We start from the raw sequence: 21,695 nt of genomic DNA, 5'->3' as shown, positions 1-21,695 counted from the left end.
GCTTCGATAATTTTTTGTTAAAGATATAAAAATGTTTAATTCGTAAAAAAGTTCTTTACCTTAGTTGACAAATTTTACACTATTTATGACTTATCGCAAATAATTGTGATTAATTTTGTTCTTAAAATCCTACAATTGTTAAATCTACACATAATATTTATTAAATGAAAGCTGAGAAACCACTAATATTAGTGACTAACGATGATGGTATTTTGGCTCCCGGAATTAGAGCCCTTATTAGCGTTATGGAAACAATAGGCGATGTAATTGTCGTTGCCCCAGACAAACCACAAAGCGCAATGGGACACGCCATCACAGTCAACAATACTTTATTTATAGATAAAATTTCAAAAGACGATGACACAATTGCAGAGTACAGCTGTTCTGGAACTCCTGTAGATTGTGTAAAATTGGCAGTAAACGAAATCTTAAAACGCAAACCAGACTTATGCGTTTCGGGAATCAACCACGGATCAAATTCTTCTATCAATGTTATTTATTCGGGAACCATGAGCGCGGCTGTTGAAGCTGGAATAGAAGGCATTCAAGCAATTGGTTTTTCTCTTTTAGATTTTGATTGGAATGCTGATTTTGAACCGATAAAGTCTTTCGTAAAGAAAATTACTTTAGAAACCCTAGCTAATAAACTTCCTCCAGGAGTGGTTTTAAACGTGAATTTTCCGAAATTAAAAGAATCTGAAATTAAAGGAATTAAAGTTTGTCGTCAAGCGAAAGCTTATTACGCCCAAAAATTTGACAAAAGACAAACTCCTTTCGGAAAAGATTATTACTGGCTTGCGGGCAAATTTGTAAACGAAGACAAAGGCGAAGATACCGATGAATGGGCTTTGGCAAACGGATACATTTCGGTCGTTCCTGTACAGTTTGACTTGACTGCCCACCACTCTATTCAGCAACTTAACACTTGGAAATTAAATGACTAAAGAAGTACTTATCGGTTTTTTAATCGGAATTTTTACAGCTCTTTTAGGAAGCTATCTATTCATCACATTTTTTACCACATTTGACATTTCACAAGGATTTCAGATGATTCGAGAATACGGATATCTTGGAAAAATAATCACTATAGGAACACTTTTAGATCTTGGCGTATTTGCTATTCTTCTTAAAAGAAATAAAGAATATATGGCTCGAGGCGTAATTTTAGCCGTGATTGTATTGGCAATTTCTACATTAGTTATTTAAATCTTATCTTTGCTAAGTTCCCTTTAGGAGTTACAAATTAGCACATTTACAAAAAAACCAACATGAAGTATTACATAATTGCAGGAGAAGCCTCTGGAGATTTACATGGTTCAAATTTAATGAAGGCATTATACGTTGAAGATCCAGAAGCTGAAATTAGATTTTGGGGCGGAGACTTAATGCAGAAAGCAGGCGGAACTCTAGTAAAACATTATCGCGACTTGGCTTTTATGGGCTTTATTGAAGTGGTTTTCAATTTAAAAACCATTTTAAACAATATTAAAATCTGTAAAAAAGACATCACGGAGTTTAAACCAGATGTGATTATTTTTATTGATTATCCTGGTTTTAATATGCGAATTGCAAAGTGGGCTAAAGAATTAGGCTATAAAACACATTACTATATTTCTCCTCAAATTTGGGCTTGGAAAGAAAACAGAATTAAAGCAATCAAACAAGACGTTGATAAAATGTATGTGATTTTGCCTTTTGAGAAAAGTTTCTACGAAGATAAACATCATTTTCCTGTAGATTTTGTTGGGCATCCACTTATCGATGCGATTCAGAATCAGCCTGCTTTTGATGAAGCTTTGTTTAGAAAAGAAAATAATCTAGGCGAAAAACCAATCATTGCTGTTCTGCCAGGAAGCCGTAAACAGGAAATTACCAAAATGCTGAGTGTAATGCTGAGTGTTGTTGATGATTTTCAGGATTACGAATTTGTTATTGCTGGCGCTCCAAGTCAGGAATATGAATTTTATCAGCAATTCTTAAAAAATAAAAACATTGCATTTGTTTCCAATAAAACTTACGATTTGCTACGTTCTTCAACAGCTGCATTAGTAACTTCTGGAACTGCAACTCTTGAAACAGCTCTTTTTAAAGTTCCCGAAGTAGTTTGTTATAAAGGAAGTGAAGTTTCATATCAGATTGCAAAACGAATTATCACTTTAAAATACATTTCTCTTGTAAATTTGATTATGGATCAAGAAGTTGTGACTGAATTGATTCAGGGAGATTGCAATAAAAAACGAATCAAAGAAGAACTTCAAAAATTATTAGAGCCTGACTATCGCAATAAAGTGCTACAAAATTACGATATATTAGAACAAAAATTAGGCGGAGTTGGCGCAAGTAAGAACACAGCGAAACTCATTGTTGCCGATTTAAAACAAACTAATTAATCTATTTTGAAAAGAATACTACTTTTTCTGCTTTTAGCAATTGCTTTTACTTCCTGTAAATCAACTTCTTCTGTTGCAAACAAAAACGAATCTAAAAAAGAAAATAGATCGTTGGTAAATAATTTAATTGAAAAGGCAACTGACAATATTGGCGTGCGCTACAAAGCTGGAGGAACCACAAAAAGTGGATTTGATTGTTCTGGATTGGTTTACACTACCTTTGAAAGTGAAAATATACAACTTCCGAGAAGTTCTTATGATCAAGCAAAAATTGGAAAAGTAATTCCGTTAAACGATGCTCGAAAAGGCGATCTAATTTTCTTTAAAACCAACAAAAGCAGACAAATCAACCATGTTGGATTGATTACAGAAGCCAATTCTGATGAAGTAAAATTTGTGCATTCGTCAACCTCAAAAGGAGTTATTATTTCTTCTACCAAAGAGCCGTATTACAAAAATTCTTTTGAGCAGGTAAATAGAGTAATTCCTTAAAAAACTCATTTTATTTATTATTTTTCTTACAAATATTTAATACTTTTATACCATGAAAGTATTAGATTTTCCGTTAATAAAAATTACGCTTGCCTTTATTCTTGGCATAATCGCTTCTTATTACCTGCATTTTTCTATTTCAGTTATTGCCTTTTGGGTTTTAATAAGCTTTATAGCATTTTGCGGCGCCTTCTTTTGGAATTTAAAGCACAATAAGAAATCTATCTTATTTGGAAATCTGAGCTATATTTTATCTTTCTGCATTGGAGCATTAACGCTTTTATGCCATACACAAAGCCTTCAAAAAAGCAATTACACACATTGCCAAACAGCTTTCATAAATCCTGAATCTGTCACATTAATTTTAAGAGAAAAACTAAAAAGCAACGATTATAGCGATCGTTACATTGGTCTTGTAAAAACAATATCGGAAAAAGCCTATTCGGGAAAAATAATTGTAAACGTCCTGAAAGACAGCACCAAAAACCCTTTAATTGTAGGGAATAGCATTAAAATCCAAACCGTTTTACAGCAAAATAAACCCAGTAAAAATCCGAATCAATTTGATTACGGCAGATATTTAGCCGACAAACAAATTTATGCGCAGATTTATTGCCAGAAAAAAGAAATTTTGGTCAGCAATACGGTTCAAAAAGACATTTGGTATTACTGTGCAAAATTGCATTCGAGAATAATTTCCAATCTTGAAAAATCAAAATTCAATAACGCCGAAATGAATGTGGCTCTGGCTTTAATATTAGGCCAACAGCAAGAGATTTCACAAGATATAATCCAAGACTATCAATATTCTGGAGCTACGCATATTTTATCTGTTTCAGGGCTTCATGTGGGCTTTATAATGCTTTTCATCACTTTTATTCTTAAACCTATTCCAAACACGAGAAAAGGTTCATTTTTAAAATTAGCTTCTATTCTAATTTCTTTGGCAGGTTTTGCCATAATTTCTGGTTTGTCACCTTCAGTTTTGAGATCTGTAGTGATGTTTTCATTTGTTGCAATTGGGAATCATTTGCGCCGAAATGGAAATATCTATCATACTTTACTAGTTTCTATTTTATTGATATTACTTTTTGAGCCGTATTTTCTATTTGATGTCGGTTTTCAATTAAGTTATATTGCATTGTTTTTTATTCTTTGGCTACAGCCGATTTTAAAAAACATTTATAAACCAAAATATAAAATATCGGTTTACATCTGGGAAGCACTCACGGTTTCTTTTGCGGCACAAATTGGCACTTTGCCTTTATGCCTTTATTATTTCCATCAATTTCCGGGCTTATTTTTTGTCACAAACATCATTATACTTCCTGTTTTGTCTTTTATTATGATTGCTGGAATTGTCATAATGATTATCGCCATTTTTACCAGTCCTCCATTGTTCATGACAATAATTTTTGAAAAAAGCATTTATCTGCTAAACCTTATGATTCACACAGTAGCTTCTGCCGATTCATTCGTCATTCGAGATATTAGCTTTAATTTTTACCATTTGTGGGCATTCTCATTCTTTATAATTGGCACTATAATCTGGATTAAAAAACCAAGTTTTAAAAAATTGATATTTGTGTTTACCTCAATTATTACAATACAACTTGCTTTTATTTTAACCAAAGTTGAAACCGAAAATGAAGAAGAATTGATTGTTTACAATGAAAAAAACAACACGCTTATTTCTGAGCGCTTAGGAAAAAACATAGTACTCTATAGTAGAGATACTATCGATAAAAACATGAATAAAAGAAATATAAATTCTTATCTCGTTGGAAATTCAATCAGTTTGTCTAAAATCAAAGAGATTAAAAATGTGCTTTACTTTAAAAATAACAAAATACTAATAATTGATAGAACTAAAGCTTTCTCCGAAAAAATAAATCCAGATATTGTAATCCTTACTCAAACCTCAAAAATAAATCTAGATCGGCTGCTGCAGAAGATTCATCCAAAAGTTGTTATTGCAGATGGTTCAAATTCCAATTCAATTCAGAAATACTGGGGAAAAAGCTGTCTTAAAAAAAATATCCCTTTTCATTCCACAAAAGAAAAGGGATATTATCAATTATAATTTTATTCTGGATTTAAAATTGAATTGGATTCAGAAATCCAAGATTTAACACCAGAACCTGTATAGCCAATAAGCCCTAGTTTATTAAAATTTGTTTTTCCTTTCCTGACTGTTACCTCAGAAAAGCACACTTGAGGAATATCTTCTATCCCGAAAGCATTCTTCAACATTAGATTTTGTTCTTTAACAGCATCAGAAGCTGAAGAGTCTGAAAGGTCTAGTTTTACCAATATCACATTTCGCGACCATTCTTCAAAATCTCGGGTAGCAAAAATTTCATTTTGAAGCTGAGGACTTACGCCTTGAGCGGTAAAAAAAATCAATAACGGTTTTCTTTTTTCTGCACTTACGGCTACAGCATCATTAATGTCGGTTTTCCAAATTATATTTTGAGAATTCATACAAAATGGACTTAAAAATAGTAGTAGGATGAGTAATTTTTTAGGCATATAATTTGGGTTTTGATTATGTTAATAAAACTAAAATAATACAAAAACAGAATCTGATAAAATTTTTTAATGAATTAAAAACCAACTCGTAAGCATTAAAATCAAATTGATAATAAATCGCTTATTTTTTAATAAATGTTAAATAAACACTAGTAAAAATAATCAAATTCTCTACTGACGTTTCAGAAAAAAAAATCCCCTCTCTGTAAAACATAAAGGGGACTAAAAAAATTAAAATAAAAGTCGAATGAAATCGTTTATTATTCTACTGGATGCAAAATTGCATTTGACTCTGCAATCCAAGCTTTTGCTCCTCCAGGTTTGTAGGCTATTTTTCCTAAAGCACTAAATGTCGTTTTGTTTTTTCTTACTGACGCCATTGCGAAACATACTTCTGGAAGATCTTGAACTCCGAATGCATTTTTTAATTTTACATTCTGTTCACGATCACTATCTGAAGCATTCATATCAGATAAATCTAATTTTACTAAGATCACATTATCTCGCGACCAAACAGCAAAATCAGGTGTTTTAAAGATTTCGTTTTGGAGATTTTCTGGTACACCTGAGGCAGTGAATAAAATCAACATCGGTTTTTTCTGGTCATTACTTATAGCAATAGCATCTGTCATGTTTGTTCTCCATGCTAAATTTTGTGCTTGCATCATAAATGAACCTAAAAAAAACAGTAGGATAAGTAATTTTTTAGTCATATAAATTGGTTTTGGTTAGATTAGCAAGACGAAATTAACATTATATTTTAATTATCCAAATTATATTAATACAAAAAATACATTATATGTTTTTTTTCATTTAATAAAATATTAAATAATCAATTTGAAGCTATTTTTATAAAGAATTTTTCCTACTAAACAAAAAAGGTCCCTTACAAAGTAAGAGACCTTTCATTATTTTTTCAAACTAAAATTTACATTTTCTTCGGATGCACTATGCCTTCTGCAACAGTTAACCAAGCTGATGGGCCGCCGGCCACATATCCTGTTTTACCAAGACCTTTAAAGTTAACTCTGCCATCTTTTGTTTCTGCACTAGTAAAGAATATAGTTGGAAAACCCTGAATCCCGAAAGCTTGCTGCAATTCGTTATTCTGGCTTTTAAGTTCTGGTGTCTGAGGAACAGATCTAGGATAGTCCAACTCAACTAGAACAACATTATCTGTTGCCCATTTTTTAAATTCAGCAGTCTTTAAAACTTCATTTTGCAAACGAATACACCATCCGCACCAATCACTGCCGGTAAAAAACATTAGCATAGGCTTTTGTTCTTTATTGCTTACAGTAATTGCTTCTCTAACATCTGTATACCATTTTAATTCCTGTGCCTGTAGATTTGCTGCACCAATTAAAAATAAAGCAATAAGTACTATTTTTTTCATAATGAGAAATTTTATACAAATTTATGCAAAAACTAATTACAATATAATTATTTAACTTCTTGCATTAATTTTCTAATCAGTGGCGTTGCAACAATTAAAACAATACCTGCAATAAAAGAATATACGGCTAATTGATAATAACCATCTGTATAAGCAATTAACTTAGACATTAATGTAGTTCCTGTATTAGCATCAGATATTTCAGCTCCTAATTTTCCTGCCGCAAACTGACCAAATGCACTTGATAAGAACCATAATCCCATCATCATTCCAAACAATCTTTTAGGAGATAATTTTGTAATTACCGACATCCCGATAGGGCCGATGCACAATTCCCCAAGCGTATACACAAGGTATCCTAAAGCAAAAACATCTAGAGAACTTAATCCGTCTGCATCTACAAAAAATCTGGCACTGTAAAAAATAAAGAAACCTGCCGCAAGCAAAACAAATGACAAACCAAACTTAATAACTGTATTAGGTTCAATTTTTCGCTTCGCCATAAATATCCATAACAATCCTACCAATGGACTAAAAATAACAACATACAATGAATTGATACTATTATTTACCACATTTGGATCGATATGGAAAAACAACATTTTGTTCGATAAATTATCCTTTGCAAACAAAGACAATGAACCACCTGATTGCTCAGAAATAGCCATAAACATAAAATAGCCAAAGATGAATACAAATGCAGCCAAAAGTTTTCTCTGTTGCTTTCCGTCCTTTAACATTATCAGTTCATACGCAAAATACAGCAATGCCACAATTCCCATTGTATACATAAAGTACTCTGTAAAATCAGAATTGATAACCATTATGTAAACTAATGGAATTACAACAAATGAACCTACATAAACTGCTATTTCGTAAAGATTACGTTTTTTAGGTTCATGGTTTTCTAACGGAGAATTTCCAATTGGCGCTAAGTGTTTTTTCGTTAAAAGAAAAGTTATAACTCCAATTATCATAACAATTGCTGCAGAAAGGAAGCAAAGACTCCAAGAATAGTTTTTCCCTAAATAAATAGGAATCGCTCCTCCAAGCATTCCACCAATATTAATTCCCGCATAAAACAGTCCGTAACCTGCGTCACGACGACCGTCATTTTCATGATACAGCTCTCCTACCATTGAAGATACGTTTGGCTTAAAAAAACCTGTTCCAATAATAGAAAGTGTTATTCCATAGTAAAAGAAATCATGCGGAGAAGCTGCAATAAGCAAATTCCCCAAAATCATAACGATTCCTCCAAAAAGAAGCGATTTCTTGAAACCTAGAATTTTATCGGCAAAAATTCCACCGATAAAGGTAAACGCATATACAAACGCCTGAATTGCTCCGTATTGCAAATTTGCTTTTCCTTCCAATAAACCTAATTGGTCTACCATAAAAAAAGCTAAAACCCCTCTCATTCCGTAGAAACAAAAACGCTCCCACATTTCAACCAAAAACAAGTACCACAATTGCTTTGGGTACTTGCCTTGAAAATTTTGAATTTCTTCTAAAGTAATATTGTTTTCCATTCTAATTATCTAACACCGTGCATTAATTTCTTCAATAGTGGTGTTAAAGCAAATAATAAAATTGCAGCAATACCTGTCAAGACAACAAAAACCATAAAGAATTCGTATAAGTTATGGATTTCAAATCCTGCAAAAATTGGATTTTGCGCACTAATCTGATGATGATCCAACAAAGCCAATTGGTCTGCCGAAAGCGTTATTTTTTTATCTAGAACCGCTTGAAGATCGATTCCAAGTTCTTTTGCTTTTGCAAATTTATCTCCAGTTGCTGGCAAGATAGAACCTAAAGTTCCCCCTAAAGCGTAACCTGATGCATTTGACAAAAAGAATACTCCGTATAATAATGACGCAAAACGTTTTGGAGATAATTTACCTACCAATGATAAACCAATCGGAGATAAACACAACTCAGCACATGTATTTAAGAAATATAATAAGATAAGCCATTTAACTAATAAAAGTCCAGAAGTTCCGATGTAAGAAACTTGAGTTGCAATCATAAAGAAACTGATCGAAATGATCACTAAACCAGCAGCAAGTTTTACTGGTGAAATCGGTTCTTTTCCTTTAGCTCTTAAAGTATCCCAAAGAACACTGAAAGGAACCGCTAAAACGACAACAAACATTCCGTTAAAAATCTGAACCATCGATGGTGGCATTGCCCAACCAAAGAAGTGTCTGTCTGTTTGGTTATCTGCAATAAAAGTTAAAGATGAACCTGCTTGCTCAAACGCTGCCCAGAAGAAGATAATAAAGAACGAAACGATATAAATTACAATAATTCTATCTCTTTCAACTTTAGTTAAAGAAGTGTCAGAAATAATTAATCCTGCCAAAGCCAAACCACTTGAATAAATCAAAGTATAAATCAAGTTCTGACCTACAACGTAATGGAAAAAGAATCCTAAAGCAACAAATGCAATTCCCGCACCAATAAGAGCTTTTGTAGAAAAGTTTGCTTTTTGCGCCTCTCCTTCTTCAAAATCTGAAGCATCATTTTTAGAAGGAAGCCCCCCTAATGGTTTTCCTTCTGGAGAAACCACATATTTATTTTTTAAGAAGTAAAAAAGAATTGTACCTAATAACATAGCCACAGAAGCCGCCATGAATCCCCATCTGAAAGCATGGATATCTCTAATTCCTCCTGCGTCTTTAACATCTCCTAATAAAGGACAGATAGACTGACCTAAAAATGCTCCAATGTTAATTCCCATATAGAAAATAGTAAAAGCACTATCTAGTTTTGTTTTTTCTTGTTTTGGATACAAACTTCCAACCATACTAGAAATATTTGGTTTAAAGAATCCGTTACCAAAAACAATTACTCCTAACGCAGAGTACATAATAATTTTTGCCAAACCTAAATTAGATCCAAAAACACTTCCGCTCGTAAACAAAAGCAATTGTCCTATTGCCATTAATAATCCTCCCAGTAGAATACAATTTCTGTTTCCTAAGTAACGGTCGGCAACAAAGCCTCCCAACATTGGCGTCAAATAACAAAGTCCAAGAAATCCTCCATAAATTAATGATGCTTCTTCTTCTTTCATCAATAATGAATTCACAAGAAATAAAGTCAATAAAGCGCGCATTCCATAAAAATTGAATCGCTCCCACATCTCCGTTCCAAATAATACCCAAAGACCTTTTGGATGCGCTGTTTTTACTTGAGTTTCTCCCATACTATTCTTTTTAATTAGGTTTAAATATTTCTAGATTTATAAATTTTCTTTGATAAAGTTGGTCATTTTGGTATAAAGCTGAACTCTCGTTTTTCCGCCATAAATACCATGATCTTTATCTGGATAAATTTGAGAATCAAATTGTTTATTTGCCTGAATTAAAGCTTCCATCATCTGCATTGTATTCTGAACATGAACATTGTCATCTGCAGAACCATGAATCAATAAGAACTTCCCTTTCAATTTATCAACGTGATTTATAGGAGAGTTTTGATCGTATCCGCTTGCATTTTCTTGCGGAGTCTGCATGTATCTTTCTGTGTAAACACTGTCATAAAATCTCCAGTTTGTAACTGGCGCAACAGCAATTGCCATTTTGAAAACATCGTTTCCTTGGAAAATACAGTTCGAAGCCATAAATCCACCATAGCTCCATCCGAAGATTCCAATTCTTGAAGCATCAACATAAGGATAAGCACCAATTACTTTTGCTGCATCAATTTGGTCTTCAACTTCGTATTTTCCTAATTCTTTTTGAGTTACTTTTTTGAAATCAGCTCCTTTGTAACCTGTTCCTCTTCCGTCAACACAAGCTACGATGTAACCTTGCTGAGTTAATGAAGCGAACCAGTAATCATTAGAATTATTCCACTGATTTGCCACCTGTTGAGATCCTGGACCAGAGTATTGGAACATGAAAACAGGGTATTTTTTTGAAGGATCAAAATCTTTTGGCTTTAAAATCCATGCATTTAGCTCATTTCCTTTAGCTGTTTTTAAAACAAAGTATTCTTTTGATGGAAGGTTGTATGCTTTCAATTTATCAGCAAGTGCCTGATTATTTTCGATAACTTGAATTTCTTTTCCTGTTTTAGCCTCGTTTAAAGTATAAGTTGTAGGCTGCGTATTGCTTGAGAAAGTTGTAATAAAGTATTGGAAATTTGGACTGAAAGTCGCTGCACTTGTTCCTGTTTTTGAAGACAAACGCACTTTATTTTTCCCATCTAAACCAATTCTGTAAAGATCTCTGTTGATAGAACCATTTTCTGTAGATTGATAGAAAATAGTTTTTGTTTTTTCGTCGAAACCGTAGTATGAAACCACTTCCCAGTTTCCTTTTGTAACTTGATTTTTAAGTTTTCCGTTTTTATCATACACATAAATATGATTAAAACCGTCTTTTTCGCTTGTCCAGATAAAACTGTTATCTTTTAAGAAAGTCAAATTATCAGTTATATCTACGTAAGCTTTATCTTTTTCATTTAAAACCACTTTTGAACTAGCAGTCGTACCATCAATAAACAATATATCTAAATTATCTTGATGACGGTTTAAAACCTGCGCAGAAAGCACATTCGCATCATTCGTCCACTGCATTCTCGCAATGTAGAAATCATTATATTTTCCTAAATCTACTTTTTTAGTTGCTCCCGCAGCTACATCATATATATGCAGTGAAACTTCTGAGTTTTTTTCTCCAGCTTTAGGATATTTAAAAGTTTCAATTTTTGGGTATAAGTCTTTATGGAAGATTGACATTGAAAACTCAGGAACCTGGCTTTCGTCAAAACGAATATAAGCTACTTTTTTACTGTCTTTACTCCAATCGAATGCACGCACAAAAGCAAATTCTTCTTCGTAAACCCAATCAGTAATACCATTTATAACCGCATTTTTCTTTCCGTCTGTAGTAATCGGAGCAGATTTTTTTGAAGCTACATCATACACATATAAGTTGTTTTCTCGTGCGTAAGCGATTTTAGTGCCATCAGGTGAGAAAGTTGGCTCTTGAATTTGGAAATCAACAAGTTTAATCAGAGATTTTGCTGCGATATCATAAAGGTAGTAATCAGCAGTAAAGGAGTGACGGAAGATTTTAGAAGAATTACAAGCAATTAAGATCTTTTTTTCAGAAGCATCGAAGGTATAGCTGTCAATTCCGTCGGCAAGTTCTTTGTAGTTTTTAGTATCAATAAGATTCGATACTTTTTTCAGGGTTGCAAAATCGTATAAATCAATCTGCATACTTCTGCTCGCCTGGTCAACATTTAAAACAGTATATTGATTTGTATTTTTTAGCGATTGCAGTTCATCCATTCCTTTAGCCCGGAAAGTACCGCTAAAAACATTTTCGACAGTTATTTTCTGCTGTCCAAAAACAACCGCAGTTAAAAATAAAAATACTGCAGTAAATTTACTTGTATTCATTAGAATTATTTTAAATATAAAAAGAGCCCAATTTTAGTAAAAAAAATAAACATAATACACATTTTAAGTGTTAAATGTTAAAAAAAATAACGATTGCGCACTTTCATGTATGAAATAGATTGCAATCAAAACTCTTAAAATAGTATCTTTGCCGCAACAATATTATTTAATACATTGAGAATGAACAACGCTGTTGCTGGATTTTCTAAATTATCCAAAAAAGAAAAAATCGATTGGATTGCAAATGAATACTTTTCAAATCCAGAAGAGGCACATGATATTATAAGAAATTACTGGAATTCAGATGAAAAGCTTCAGCAGCTTCATGATGAATTTATAGAAAATACGATCACAAATCTTTATATCCCGCTTGGAGTAGCTCCTAACTTTATGATCAACGGAAAATACAAAACGATTCCGATGGCTATTGAAGAAAGTTCTGTGGTTGCAGCAGCTTCTAAAGCAGCAAAATACTGGTCTACTAGAGGAGGATTTAAAGCTACTATAATCAATACCGAAAAAATTGGCCAGGTTCATTTTACTTATAGCGGAGATGCAGAAAAACTGCACAACTTTTTTGACCAGATAAAACCTAAATTCTTCTCAGAAACACAAAGCATTACCAAAAATATGCAGCAACGTGGCGGAGGTATTTTAGATATTATATTAAAAGACAAAAGAAGTTTACTAGAAAACTATTATCAGCTTCATGCTACTTTTGAAACCAAAGACAGCATGGGAGCCAATTTCATCAATTCTTGTTTGGAGCAATTTGCTTCTACTTTAAAAGAAGAAGCTCAAAATTCTGATTTATTTAAAAATGGAGAAAAACTTGAAGTTATAATGAGCATTCTTTCCAATTATGTTCCGCACTGTCTTGTTAGAGCCGAAGTTTCTTGTCCCATAGAAGATTTAGCAGAAAAACATATTACCAACCCTCAAGAATTTGCAGAACGTTTTGTTCAAGCAGTGCAAATCGCAGAAATTGAACCTTTTAGAGCGGTTACACATAATAAAGGTATTATGAATGGTGTCGATGCTGTAATTTTGGCAACAGGAAATGATTTTAGAGCTGTAGAAGCTGGCGTACATGCTTATGCTGCCAAAAATGGACAGTACGCAAGTTTATCACATGCCAAAATTGAAAACGGAATTTTTACTTTTTGGCTTGAAATCCCTCTTGCAGTTGGTACTGTTGGCGGTTTAACTTCATTACATCCTTTAGTAAAATTGTGTCTTGAAATTTTACAAAAACCTTCTGCTCCAGAATTAATGGAAATCGTAGCTGTGGCAGGATTGGCACAAAATTTTGCTGCGTTGCGTTCCTTAACCACAACAGGAATTCAAGAAGGACACATGAAAATGCACCTGAACAACATCATCAATCAATTTGAAGCTACCGACGAAGAACGTCATTTAATTAAAACGCATTTCAAAAAAACAGCTGTTTCTCACAGTGCTGTGGTAGAATTTATTGAGAATTTAAGAAAATAACCTAGTTAAGAAAATCCAATATTTTAAATTCCAAATTCCAATGTTAGTTCTTGGAATTTTGGAATTAAAAATTTGGAATTTATAATAAAAAACAAGTATGCCAACAACCTTTTATAGTAACGGAAAACTTTTTATCGCTGGTGAATATCTCGTTTTAGACGGGGCAGATGCTTTTGCATTGCCTACAAAATTTGGCCAAGATTTGGTCATTGAAGATTTAGACAACAAACAGATCGAATGGAAAAGTTATGATTACGACAAACATTTATGGTTTGAGGAAACAATCTCGTTTGATGAAGTTATAAAAGGTTCAGATCCGCAAATTGATACCGTAAAATCAACACTGGTCAATATTCTGCATGAAGCTTATATTTTAAATCCAAAATTTATTGATAATGCTAACGGATATAAAGTAAGCACGCACTTAAGTTTTCCAAGAAATTGGGGATTAGGAACTTCTTCTACTCTTATCAATAACATTGCACAATGGGCTGGAATTAACGCCTATACTTTACTGAAAAACAGTTTTGGCGGAAGCGGTTACGATATTGCATGCGCACAAAACAACACTCCTGTTTTATACCGAATAAAAGATAATTTTGTACAGCAAGTAGAATTTAATCCAGATTTTAAAGAGCATCTTTATTTTGTTTATCTAAATAAAAAACAAAACAGTAAATCTGCTATCTATTCATACAACAATCATAAAAATAGCCATCTATCAGAAAGTGTCGCGCAAAATAATAAAATCACAAACGCAATACTTAATGCCAAAACATTAAAAGAATTTGCTGCTGCAGTACAAAAACACGAAATTCATCTAAGCAATGTTTTAGAAATGCAAACTATAAAAGAGGCTGTTTTTCCAGATTTTAATGGCGTAATAAAGAGTCTTGGGGCTTGGGGCGGAGATTTTATTCTGGTAGTTTCTAAAGAAAATCCGAAAGAATATTTTTTTAATAAAGGATATGAGACAATTTTGACTTATGAAGAAATGATTCTATAAAAGCAATTACAACTAATAATTTGCTTTTTTAGTTTTAACATGTTTTGTTGTCTCCAAACGACGAACCGATTTGCTTTCCTGCTCATTTGACTCAATAAGTCTATTGTGCAAGCGTTCCGCCATTTTTTCGATGCTGTTGGTAATCGAATCGTAAACCACTTCCATCCGTCGGTGTTTTTCTTCTTTTACGGCTTTCAGCACATCTTCAACAAAAACCTTATCGTATTTTTCAGCTACAGAATCATGCGTATTGGTTAGCCTGATTACATAATCATTGCTCAAAATAGTAACTTTAAAATGCTGTTCTTCGTTACTCAAATAATACTTTCCACCCAATTCATCAACATTGATGTCGGTGCTGCTCACTTTTAAAAGCTCTGTAATAATACCGTAGATATGACTTTCTATTTTGGTATATACTCTTGGCTTTTTTCTAAAAAATTTAAAAGTAAAAAACATTAAATGATTTTATTATTAAGCTTTTTGTTTATTTAGATAATTTCTTTTATTGTGCGGCAAAAGCCAAAAATATGTTAAAGTTAAAAATCGAGCAAATTAACTGTAATAATTTGAATATCACAAGTTTTTTAAATTAAATTTCGATAATTCCTATATACTTTCAGAAAATTAACAGTAAAAATTTACAAAACAGAATTGCTGATTTCTAAAAAAAGAAAAACCCGAAACACTTAAAGCGTTTCGGGTTTTATATGAGATGAAGTACTTTTTAATTAGTAATTAAATTGTAATCTGTTATCTTCAATTTTAGCATTGTTTTTCAAGGCTGGCAATACTCTATTCACATCAGATGCGCTTTGAGCTTTTACTTTCTCTACATATGCTGCATGATTAGCAATTGCAGGAGCTTTTACAGTTTTGATGTTTTTAACTACATAAACACCTGTGTTTCCTTCAATTGGAGCAGAAATTTTGTTTGCAGTTAAAGCAAATGCATTACCTACAACTCTTGGCTCTTGCCCAACTCCACCAGGAAGAACTGGATTATCAAGAGTTACATCAGTAGCTTGCTGAACAGCAACTCCTGCAGCTTTAGCAATAGCTTCAAGGCTTGAACCTTGCATTTTAGCTTTTAACAATTCTGCTTTTTTCTTATTTTTCAAGATAGGCTCTACATAAGGCCTTGCCATATCAACAGAAACTAAACCAGATTTGTTTTCACCTTTATATTGTGCAATAACGTGTCCTACGTTTGCAATTTCAAAACGTTTAACGTCTCCTTTATCTGTTTCTTTGTCAAAAGCCCATCTGATAATGTTACGTTGGTTTCCTAATGGTCCAAACGCTTCATCCATAGCTTTTGCATTAACTGGCTGAGCCACTTTTAATCCTAATTCTTTAGCAGCAGCGTTAAAGTCTTTATCAGCAGCATCCATTTCAAATTTAGTTGCCAAGGTAAATACTTTATCAGAAGTAGCTTCAGAAGGCTCAATTTTTTGAGCAATTGTAGCTAAACGAATTCCGTCTTGTTTATCTGTAATTTTGATAATGTGAAATCCGAAAGGAGTTTCAACTAAACCAACTTTACCAATTCCGTTGCTGAATACAAAATCATTGAAAGGTTTTACCATTTGGTTTGGCCCAAAATATCCTAAATCACCACCTTGTTGAGCAGATGAATCATCAGAACTTGTAAAAGCCAACATCATAAAGCTATCTGGATTAGCTTGAACTTGCGCTAAAATTTCTTCAGCTTTAGCTTTAGCTTCTTCTTTAGTTCTTTTTTCTTTTGGGTTTGGAGTTTGAGATCCTTCATAACCAATTAAGATATGACTAGCTTTTGCATTAACACCAGCTTTAAATCCTTGAGATTTAGAAATTGCATAGTATCTTCCGTAAACGTATGGCCCGTAGATAGCTCCAGCAGGCAAGCTGAATAATTTGTCAGCATCAACAGCTGGCAATGCATTTTTAGGAACATAAGTAGAATCGTAAGGAACATCAGAATTTGCATTTACAAATTCAGCAATGTTTGTAGCGTTTTTGAATCCTGGCAATGTATCATTTTTACCAGTTTTTGCGTTGTAAACAACACTTCCCGATAATAATGCAGTCAATTTACCTTTAATTTCAGCTTCATCTTCTTTAGAAGCTTTATCTTCAACTAAAACGTATTGAATTTCGCGAGTTGCATCTGCTTTGAATTTTTTCTCGTTTTTCTTCATGTAAGCAACGATCTCATCGTCAGAGATTTTTACTTCACTATCTTTAATAGAAGAATAAGGAGCAGCTGCAAAAGCAAAACTTACTTTATTAGTTTCCATTTCATACTTTAATTTTCCTTCACTAGCAGTTGTGTAAAGTCCTGATTTAATTAAAGTATTGTAGATTTGAAATTTTGCATTCAATTCAGCATCTTTCTCTTTTTGAGAAATGTATTGTGCTGCTTCCGGATTAGATTTAAAATAATCTTTGAACTTAACAACATCAAAAATTCCTGCTGCGTTTAAGAACATTGGATTTTTACCAATATTTGGATCTGATTTTAAAACCTCTAAAATGTGTTTTTCACCAACTCTCAATCCTAATTTATCAAATTGTGATGACAATAAAGCGATTGAAACTTCTTGATCCCAAACTCTGTTTGCAGCTTCAGTGGAAGTTATACCTTGCCCACTTTTTTCAACATTACTAACTTTAACTCTAAAGTCTTCAAATGAAATATCTTTTCCATCGATGCTTCCTACATCTTTTGAACTTTGACCAAATGTTCCTCTTGTGAATAGATCTTGTATTATAAATGCAAATAATGCAAGTGCAATAACTCCTATCAATAAAGCGGAACGCTGTCTAATTTTTGCTAAAACTGCCATTTTATTATCGTTAATTTTATATTCAGTTTGCGAAAATACAATTATCTAGTTAATAACAATACAACTAGCGTTTTATTTTCAATATTTTTTTTCATTAATTTAAAAAATCAGTCTTTAATTGTCAATTTGACTAGTTCTATTTTCTTATTTGAAGCCTCTTGAATAGAAAAATGAAACTTATCTATTACAATTTTATCTCCTTTTTGTGGGATTTCTTTCGTATGATACACAATAAAACCTCCTAATGTGCCGTAAGAATCCTCTTCTGGAATCATCAATCTGTAGGTTTCGTTCAAGTATTCAACATCTAATCGGGTTGAAAACAAATACTTGCCTTCTCCTATTTCTTCTTCGATCAATTCTTCGTCTAAATCGTGCTCGTCTTCAATTTCACCAAAAAGCTCTTCGACAATATCTTCAATTGTAACAATTCCTGAAGTCCCTCCATATTCATCTAAAACAACTGCTACGTTTTTTCGTTTTTTGATCAATAAATTCAAAACGTCTTTGATTAAAATAGTTTCAGGAACAAATTCGACTGTCATCAAAACCGATTTTATCGTCAATGGTTTTTTAAACAAATCGAATGAATGAACATAACCCACGATGTCGTCTAATGAATTCTGGCTTATGATAATTTTAGAATATCCCGTTTCTATAAACAAGGCTTTAAGATCATCAACTGTATCAAACAAATCTATATCTACAATTTCTGTTCGAGGTGTCATTATATCTCGCGCCTTTACATTTGAAAATTCTAAAGCGTTCTGAAAAATCTGAATTTCAGAATCTACTTCTTCATCTTCTTCAACAGTGCTCATCTGTTCTGTAATGTAATTTCCTAGTTCTATACGACTAAACAAATGGATTTGATTCCCTTCTGTTTTAAAAAATTTGCTCAGCACAAAATCAGCAATCCAAATAAAGAAAGTGGAAATGTAATAGAATAATCGGTAAAATAAATAAGCAGGAAGCGCCAGAATTTTAATTAAAGAATTGGCATAAATCTGAAAAAATACTTTTGGAAAAAATTCAGAAGTCAGCAAAACTACAAATGCTGCAAGTAGTGTCTGAATAAGAATATTCCACCAATCAGAAAAAATAAAACCAAAATGAGCCATCCAACCCAAAATCAGATCACCCATAAAAAAACCGTAAATCACCAATGCCACATTATTGCCAATAAGCATGGCAGCAATAAACTTAGATGGATTTTCGGTTAGCTTTGTTAAGATTCGAGACAGGAAATCGTCTTGTTTCTTTTCAATTTCGAGATAAATTTTGTTGGCGGATGTAAAAGCGATTTCCATCCCAGAAAAAAAGGCGGCTAGTATTAAACAGATTATTATAATACTAATTTCCATTTTTTATTGTTTTTTGTTTCGATCGTTGTGCCTGTTAAGAAATCTTCTCCTAAAGAAAAACATAAAAATAGCCATCCCTGCAATTACAAAGTAGAAAGGATAACTTTCATCTCCCTCATTTAATTTTACGATACCATCATAAGTAAAGAAAACTGCAAACAGGATGTAAACGTATTGTGTATATTTTAAATAACCCATAATATTATAATTCTTTGTCTGATTCTATTTCACCGCTTATTCGCTGCGAATTGATTACTTTAAAATCTTTGCTAAAATCTATTCCTTGACCATAGGAAACTCCCTTTGCATCGGTCAATTTGAATTTTCTTTCTGTATAAAACCATTCGTTTTTCTGGTCAAAATACAATTGTTCTGTTTCTAAAACCTGTCCAGCTTCTGAAGTGATTTTTACTTTTCCTATCAAATCAATGATTCCTGTGTTTTTATAAGAAACTGCATAATTGCCTTTTATAAAGGTGCGTTTTTGCTTCTTATCATATAATGTCACATCAATTCCTTTAGGAAATTCTGTGAAAGGAAAATCAAGATTTGAATAATCTAACATTTTCGGACTTATCAAAACACCTGTAATGCGTCCAGAATCTGTATATTTAATATTTACAGTATCTGCATCACTGGCAGGAACAAATTCTGAGAAGTTAATTTTCTGAACTTCTTTAAAATTACTTTCGCATCCAAAAAATAGTGTCACAGCAAAAACTGTGACAGCTATGAGACTATATCTTTTTGGTAAATTCATTTGCCAAATGTAGTAAATTGTAATGAGCTTCTAAAAGATATTCTGTTTTGATTATTGGTATTTGCTCTTCACAAACCATTTATCATTGAAAGAGAAACTCACACTGAAATTAACGTAATTCTCTTGCACTAAATCTGCAGAAGTTGTACCACGTTTACCAAATTCAATTCCTAAGTTTACATTTGAAAATGATCCCGGAATTGGAATTCCTGCTCCTAATGACATTCCGACATCTTTAATGGATTCATTATTTACGATCAAACCAATTTTTTCATATTTCAAACCTGCTCTATACGTAATTCTGCTCATATAGCTTGTAAAAGAAGCATAGTTTGGAAGATAATATCCTCCAAGCGCATACTTAGAATAGCTTTCATATCTAACGTTATCAGCAGCATTGTAATAATTTGCTAACTGCCCATCTCCCTGAAAAGTCATATTTGCTCCTACAAGCCATTTTCTCGCTTCACCAATACCTAATCCAATACTTAACTTATTTTGAAGCTTCAATTTTGTTGATTCTTTAGGAACTACATAAGGATCTGGATCTCCTTGAACTGAAATAACTTGTGTATTATCCGAATTCAGATTACTTGCAAAAGAATAGCTTAAACTAGAGAATATACTCATCTTTTTATGGATCTTTTTCTGATACATTGTTCCGAAACTAAATCCCATACCCGAAATTTCAGAAGTATTAACCTCCGCTGTTCCATTTTGAACTCCCGTAACAGCTTCGATACTTGTTGTAGTGATTTTTCCAAAATTATACTGTGCATCTACTCCAACATTCCAGTCTTTCATTATTTTATATGACAAACCAAAATATACCTTATTTACACCGCCTTTTCCATCAAGTTGCGAGCTTGTTGCTCCTTCTATTGCAGAATTGTCGTTACGAATTTTGTATCCTACCGAAGTTACAGGGATCAAACCAAATGAAGCACCAAATTTCCCCATTGGGATTCCTAATGCCAAATAATCAAAAGTAGAACGCTGTGCTTTTTCTGATGCAGAAGTTGTTTTTAAATTTGAAGTCGCAAATGTTCCTCCAACTGTAAAAGTTGTTTGAATTAAGCTGGCATAACTTGCTGGGTTTTCTAAATTTAAGTGAATCGTATCTTGTTCTACTGCAACTCCTGCCATAGATCTGTTTTCAAGAGTTCCCTTGAATCTCACATCTCCTATTCCGAAAAAAGAATAAGGCGAAGCAGTACCTTGTTGAGCGAATGAAACGAACGATATAAGCAAACAAGCGCTTAGTATTACTTTTTTAATCATTGTCGATTTTATATTGATATGTTTGGCTCAAACTCTCCAGAAGGAAATTTGAATTGGCAAATATGGTATTTTTTAATCGTTTAGCCAAAAAATCTGCATCGCCTCCCGTTAAAATTATGATAAAATTTGAAAACTCTTTGCGATATTCATCGATAAAACCGTCAATCTCATAGACGAAACCATTCACAACGCCAGAATGAATGGCCTGTGCCGTAGAGTTTCCTACATAAGAATCGGGAGCTTCTAAGCTTAATAACGGCAGTCTAGCAGTAAAATTATGCAGTGATTCATATCGTAAACGAAGTCCTGGAGAGATGGCTCCTCCTAAATAATTATCGTTTTCGTCGATAAAATCATAGGTTATGCAAGTTCCTGCGTCTATAACCAAACGGTTTTGTTTTGGAAATTGCAGTGTTGCCCCTGCCGCCAAAATCATTCGGTCTATTCCTAAAGTTTTTGGAGTTGCATATTTATTATGAAAAGGAAAAACATCTTCGTGAGTAAAAAAATGAACTTTCAGTCTATTTTCGAAAGACAAAAATGATTGTTTTTCGATATTTCCGACTGAAGCAACGACCAAATCGGAGCATTTTGGATATTTTTCTAAAATTTTTTCAATTTTTTTTTCGAGTTCATTTTTTTCAAAAACAAAATTTTCTAGAGCAGTATTATCCTCAAAGACAGACGCTTTAATTCTGGTGTTTCCGACATCAACCGTTAAAATCAT

19 protein-coding genes are annotated in these 21,695 nt (G+C 32.9%); 7 read left to right on the top strand and 12 right to left on the bottom strand.

The genetic code is table 11. From position 1 onward, the window contains the following. The first annotated feature begins 164 nt into the window (after window positions 1–164). The 5 genes from surE (at window position 165) to ACNRYB_RS06695 (ending at window position 4,965) form a co-directional block, all read left to right on the top strand. Window positions 165–944, top strand: coding sequence for a 5'/3'-nucleotidase SurE (gene surE / locus ACNRYB_RS06715; protein ID WP_278019697.1), 780 nt, complete (start codon window positions 165–167; stop codon window positions 942–944). Beyond that, entirely contained in the window at window positions 937–1,206 is a 270-nt protein-coding gene (locus ACNRYB_RS06710) for a hypothetical protein (RefSeq protein WP_343705358.1), read from the top strand. The genes surE and ACNRYB_RS06710 overlap by 8 nt, the downstream gene beginning before the upstream one ends. 62 nt (window positions 1,207–1,268) lie before the next feature. After that, window positions 1,269–2,390, top strand: coding sequence for a lipid-A-disaccharide synthase (lpxB, locus tag ACNRYB_RS06705; protein WP_008466483.1), 1,122 nt, complete (start codon window positions 1,269–1,271; stop codon window positions 2,388–2,390). 6 nt (window positions 2,391–2,396) lie between these two features. Next, entirely contained in the window at window positions 2,397–2,882 is a 486-nt protein-coding gene (locus ACNRYB_RS06700; RefSeq protein ID WP_473729604.1) for a C40 family peptidase, read from the top strand. 52 nt (window positions 2,883–2,934) lie between these two features. After that, complete coding sequence (locus ACNRYB_RS06695; RefSeq protein WP_473729603.1) at window positions 2,935–4,965, top strand: ComEC/Rec2 family competence protein; 2,031 nt, start codon at window positions 2,935–2,937, stop codon at window positions 4,963–4,965. A 2-nt stretch (window positions 4,966–4,967) separates the two neighbouring features. On the opposite strand, the gene ACNRYB_RS06690 is transcribed toward ACNRYB_RS06695, so the two are convergent. From ACNRYB_RS06690 to ACNRYB_RS06665, 6 genes are all read right to left on the bottom strand, one after another. Beyond that, on the bottom strand, window positions 4,968–5,366 hold the full coding sequence (locus tag ACNRYB_RS06690) for a thioredoxin domain-containing protein (RefSeq protein WP_008466480.1): 399 nt from the start codon (window positions 5,364–5,366) through the stop codon (window positions 4,968–4,970). A 308-nt stretch (window positions 5,367–5,674) separates the two neighbouring features. Beyond that, window positions 5,675–6,127: a thioredoxin family protein gene (locus ACNRYB_RS06685; protein WP_343705354.1), complete on the bottom strand. Its 453-nt coding sequence runs from the start codon at window positions 6,125–6,127 to the stop codon at window positions 5,675–5,677. Between the two features lie 215 nt (window positions 6,128–6,342). Beyond that, window positions 6,343–6,810, bottom strand: coding sequence for a thioredoxin family protein (locus ACNRYB_RS06680; protein WP_008466477.1), 468 nt, complete (start codon window positions 6,808–6,810; stop codon window positions 6,343–6,345). Between the two features lie 47 nt (window positions 6,811–6,857). Then, window positions 6,858–8,342, bottom strand: coding sequence for a peptide MFS transporter (locus ACNRYB_RS06675; RefSeq protein ID WP_473729602.1), 1,485 nt, complete (start codon window positions 8,340–8,342; stop codon window positions 6,858–6,860). A 5-nt stretch (window positions 8,343–8,347) separates the two neighbouring features. Beyond that, on the bottom strand, window positions 8,348–10,024 hold the full coding sequence (locus ACNRYB_RS06670; RefSeq protein WP_129746118.1) for a peptide MFS transporter: 1,677 nt from the start codon (window positions 10,022–10,024) through the stop codon (window positions 8,348–8,350). A 36-nt stretch (window positions 10,025–10,060) separates the two neighbouring features. Further along, window positions 10,061–12,232: a S9 family peptidase gene (locus tag ACNRYB_RS06665; RefSeq protein WP_473729601.1), complete on the bottom strand. Its 2,172-nt coding sequence runs from the start codon at window positions 12,230–12,232 to the stop codon at window positions 10,061–10,063. Between the two features lie 180 nt (window positions 12,233–12,412). Between ACNRYB_RS06665 and ACNRYB_RS06660 the strand changes: the two genes are divergently transcribed. Both ACNRYB_RS06660 and ACNRYB_RS06655 read left to right on the top strand, forming a co-directional pair. Further along, the gene (locus ACNRYB_RS06660; protein WP_473729600.1) at window positions 12,413–13,726 is read left to right on the top strand and encodes a hydroxymethylglutaryl-CoA reductase, degradative; all 1,314 of its coding nucleotides are present in this window, start codon (window positions 12,413–12,415) and stop codon (window positions 13,724–13,726) included. Between the two features lie 97 nt (window positions 13,727–13,823). After that, window positions 13,824–14,732 carry a GYDIA family GHMP kinase gene (locus tag ACNRYB_RS06655; RefSeq protein ID WP_129746115.1) on the top strand — a complete coding sequence of 303 codons (909 nt, stop codon included), beginning with the start codon at window positions 13,824–13,826 and terminating at the stop codon, window positions 14,730–14,732. Between the two features lie 12 nt (window positions 14,733–14,744). Here ACNRYB_RS06655 and ACNRYB_RS06650 read toward each other — a convergent pair whose 3' ends face one another. The 6 genes from ACNRYB_RS06650 to ACNRYB_RS06625 form a co-directional block, all read right to left on the bottom strand. Continuing rightward, entirely contained in the window at window positions 14,745–15,191 is a 447-nt protein-coding gene (locus tag ACNRYB_RS06650) for a hypothetical protein (RefSeq protein WP_129746114.1), read from the bottom strand. Between the two features lie 272 nt (window positions 15,192–15,463). Then, window positions 15,464–17,563, bottom strand: coding sequence for a peptidylprolyl isomerase (locus tag ACNRYB_RS06645; protein WP_473729599.1), 2,100 nt, complete (start codon window positions 17,561–17,563; stop codon window positions 15,464–15,466). Window positions 17,564–17,670: 107 nt separating this feature from the next. Continuing rightward, window positions 17,671–18,927: a hemolysin family protein gene (locus tag ACNRYB_RS06640; protein WP_473729598.1), complete on the bottom strand. Its 1,257-nt coding sequence runs from the start codon at window positions 18,925–18,927 to the stop codon at window positions 17,671–17,673. Window positions 18,928–19,129: 202 nt separating this feature from the next. Next, complete coding sequence (gene lptC, locus ACNRYB_RS06635) at window positions 19,130–19,687, bottom strand: LPS export ABC transporter periplasmic protein LptC (RefSeq protein ID WP_129746110.1); 558 nt, start codon at window positions 19,685–19,687, stop codon at window positions 19,130–19,132. Window positions 19,688–19,738: 51 nt separating this feature from the next. Beyond that, window positions 19,739–20,968 (bottom strand): hypothetical protein, encoded by a 1,230-nt coding sequence (locus ACNRYB_RS06630; RefSeq protein WP_473729597.1) that lies wholly within the window; start codon window positions 20,966–20,968, stop codon window positions 19,739–19,741. After that, window positions 20,961–21,695, bottom strand: coding sequence for a type III pantothenate kinase (locus ACNRYB_RS06625; protein ID WP_129746108.1), 735 nt, complete (start codon window positions 21,693–21,695; stop codon window positions 20,961–20,963). Before ACNRYB_RS06625 ends, ACNRYB_RS06630 begins: the two co-directional genes overlap by 8 nt.

The sequence above is a fragment of the Flavobacterium sp. CR10 genome (genome assembly GCF_055814415.1).
The sequence above is the reverse complement of the archived record's forward strand: the minus strand, read 5'-3'. Positions and strand labels throughout refer to the sequence as shown.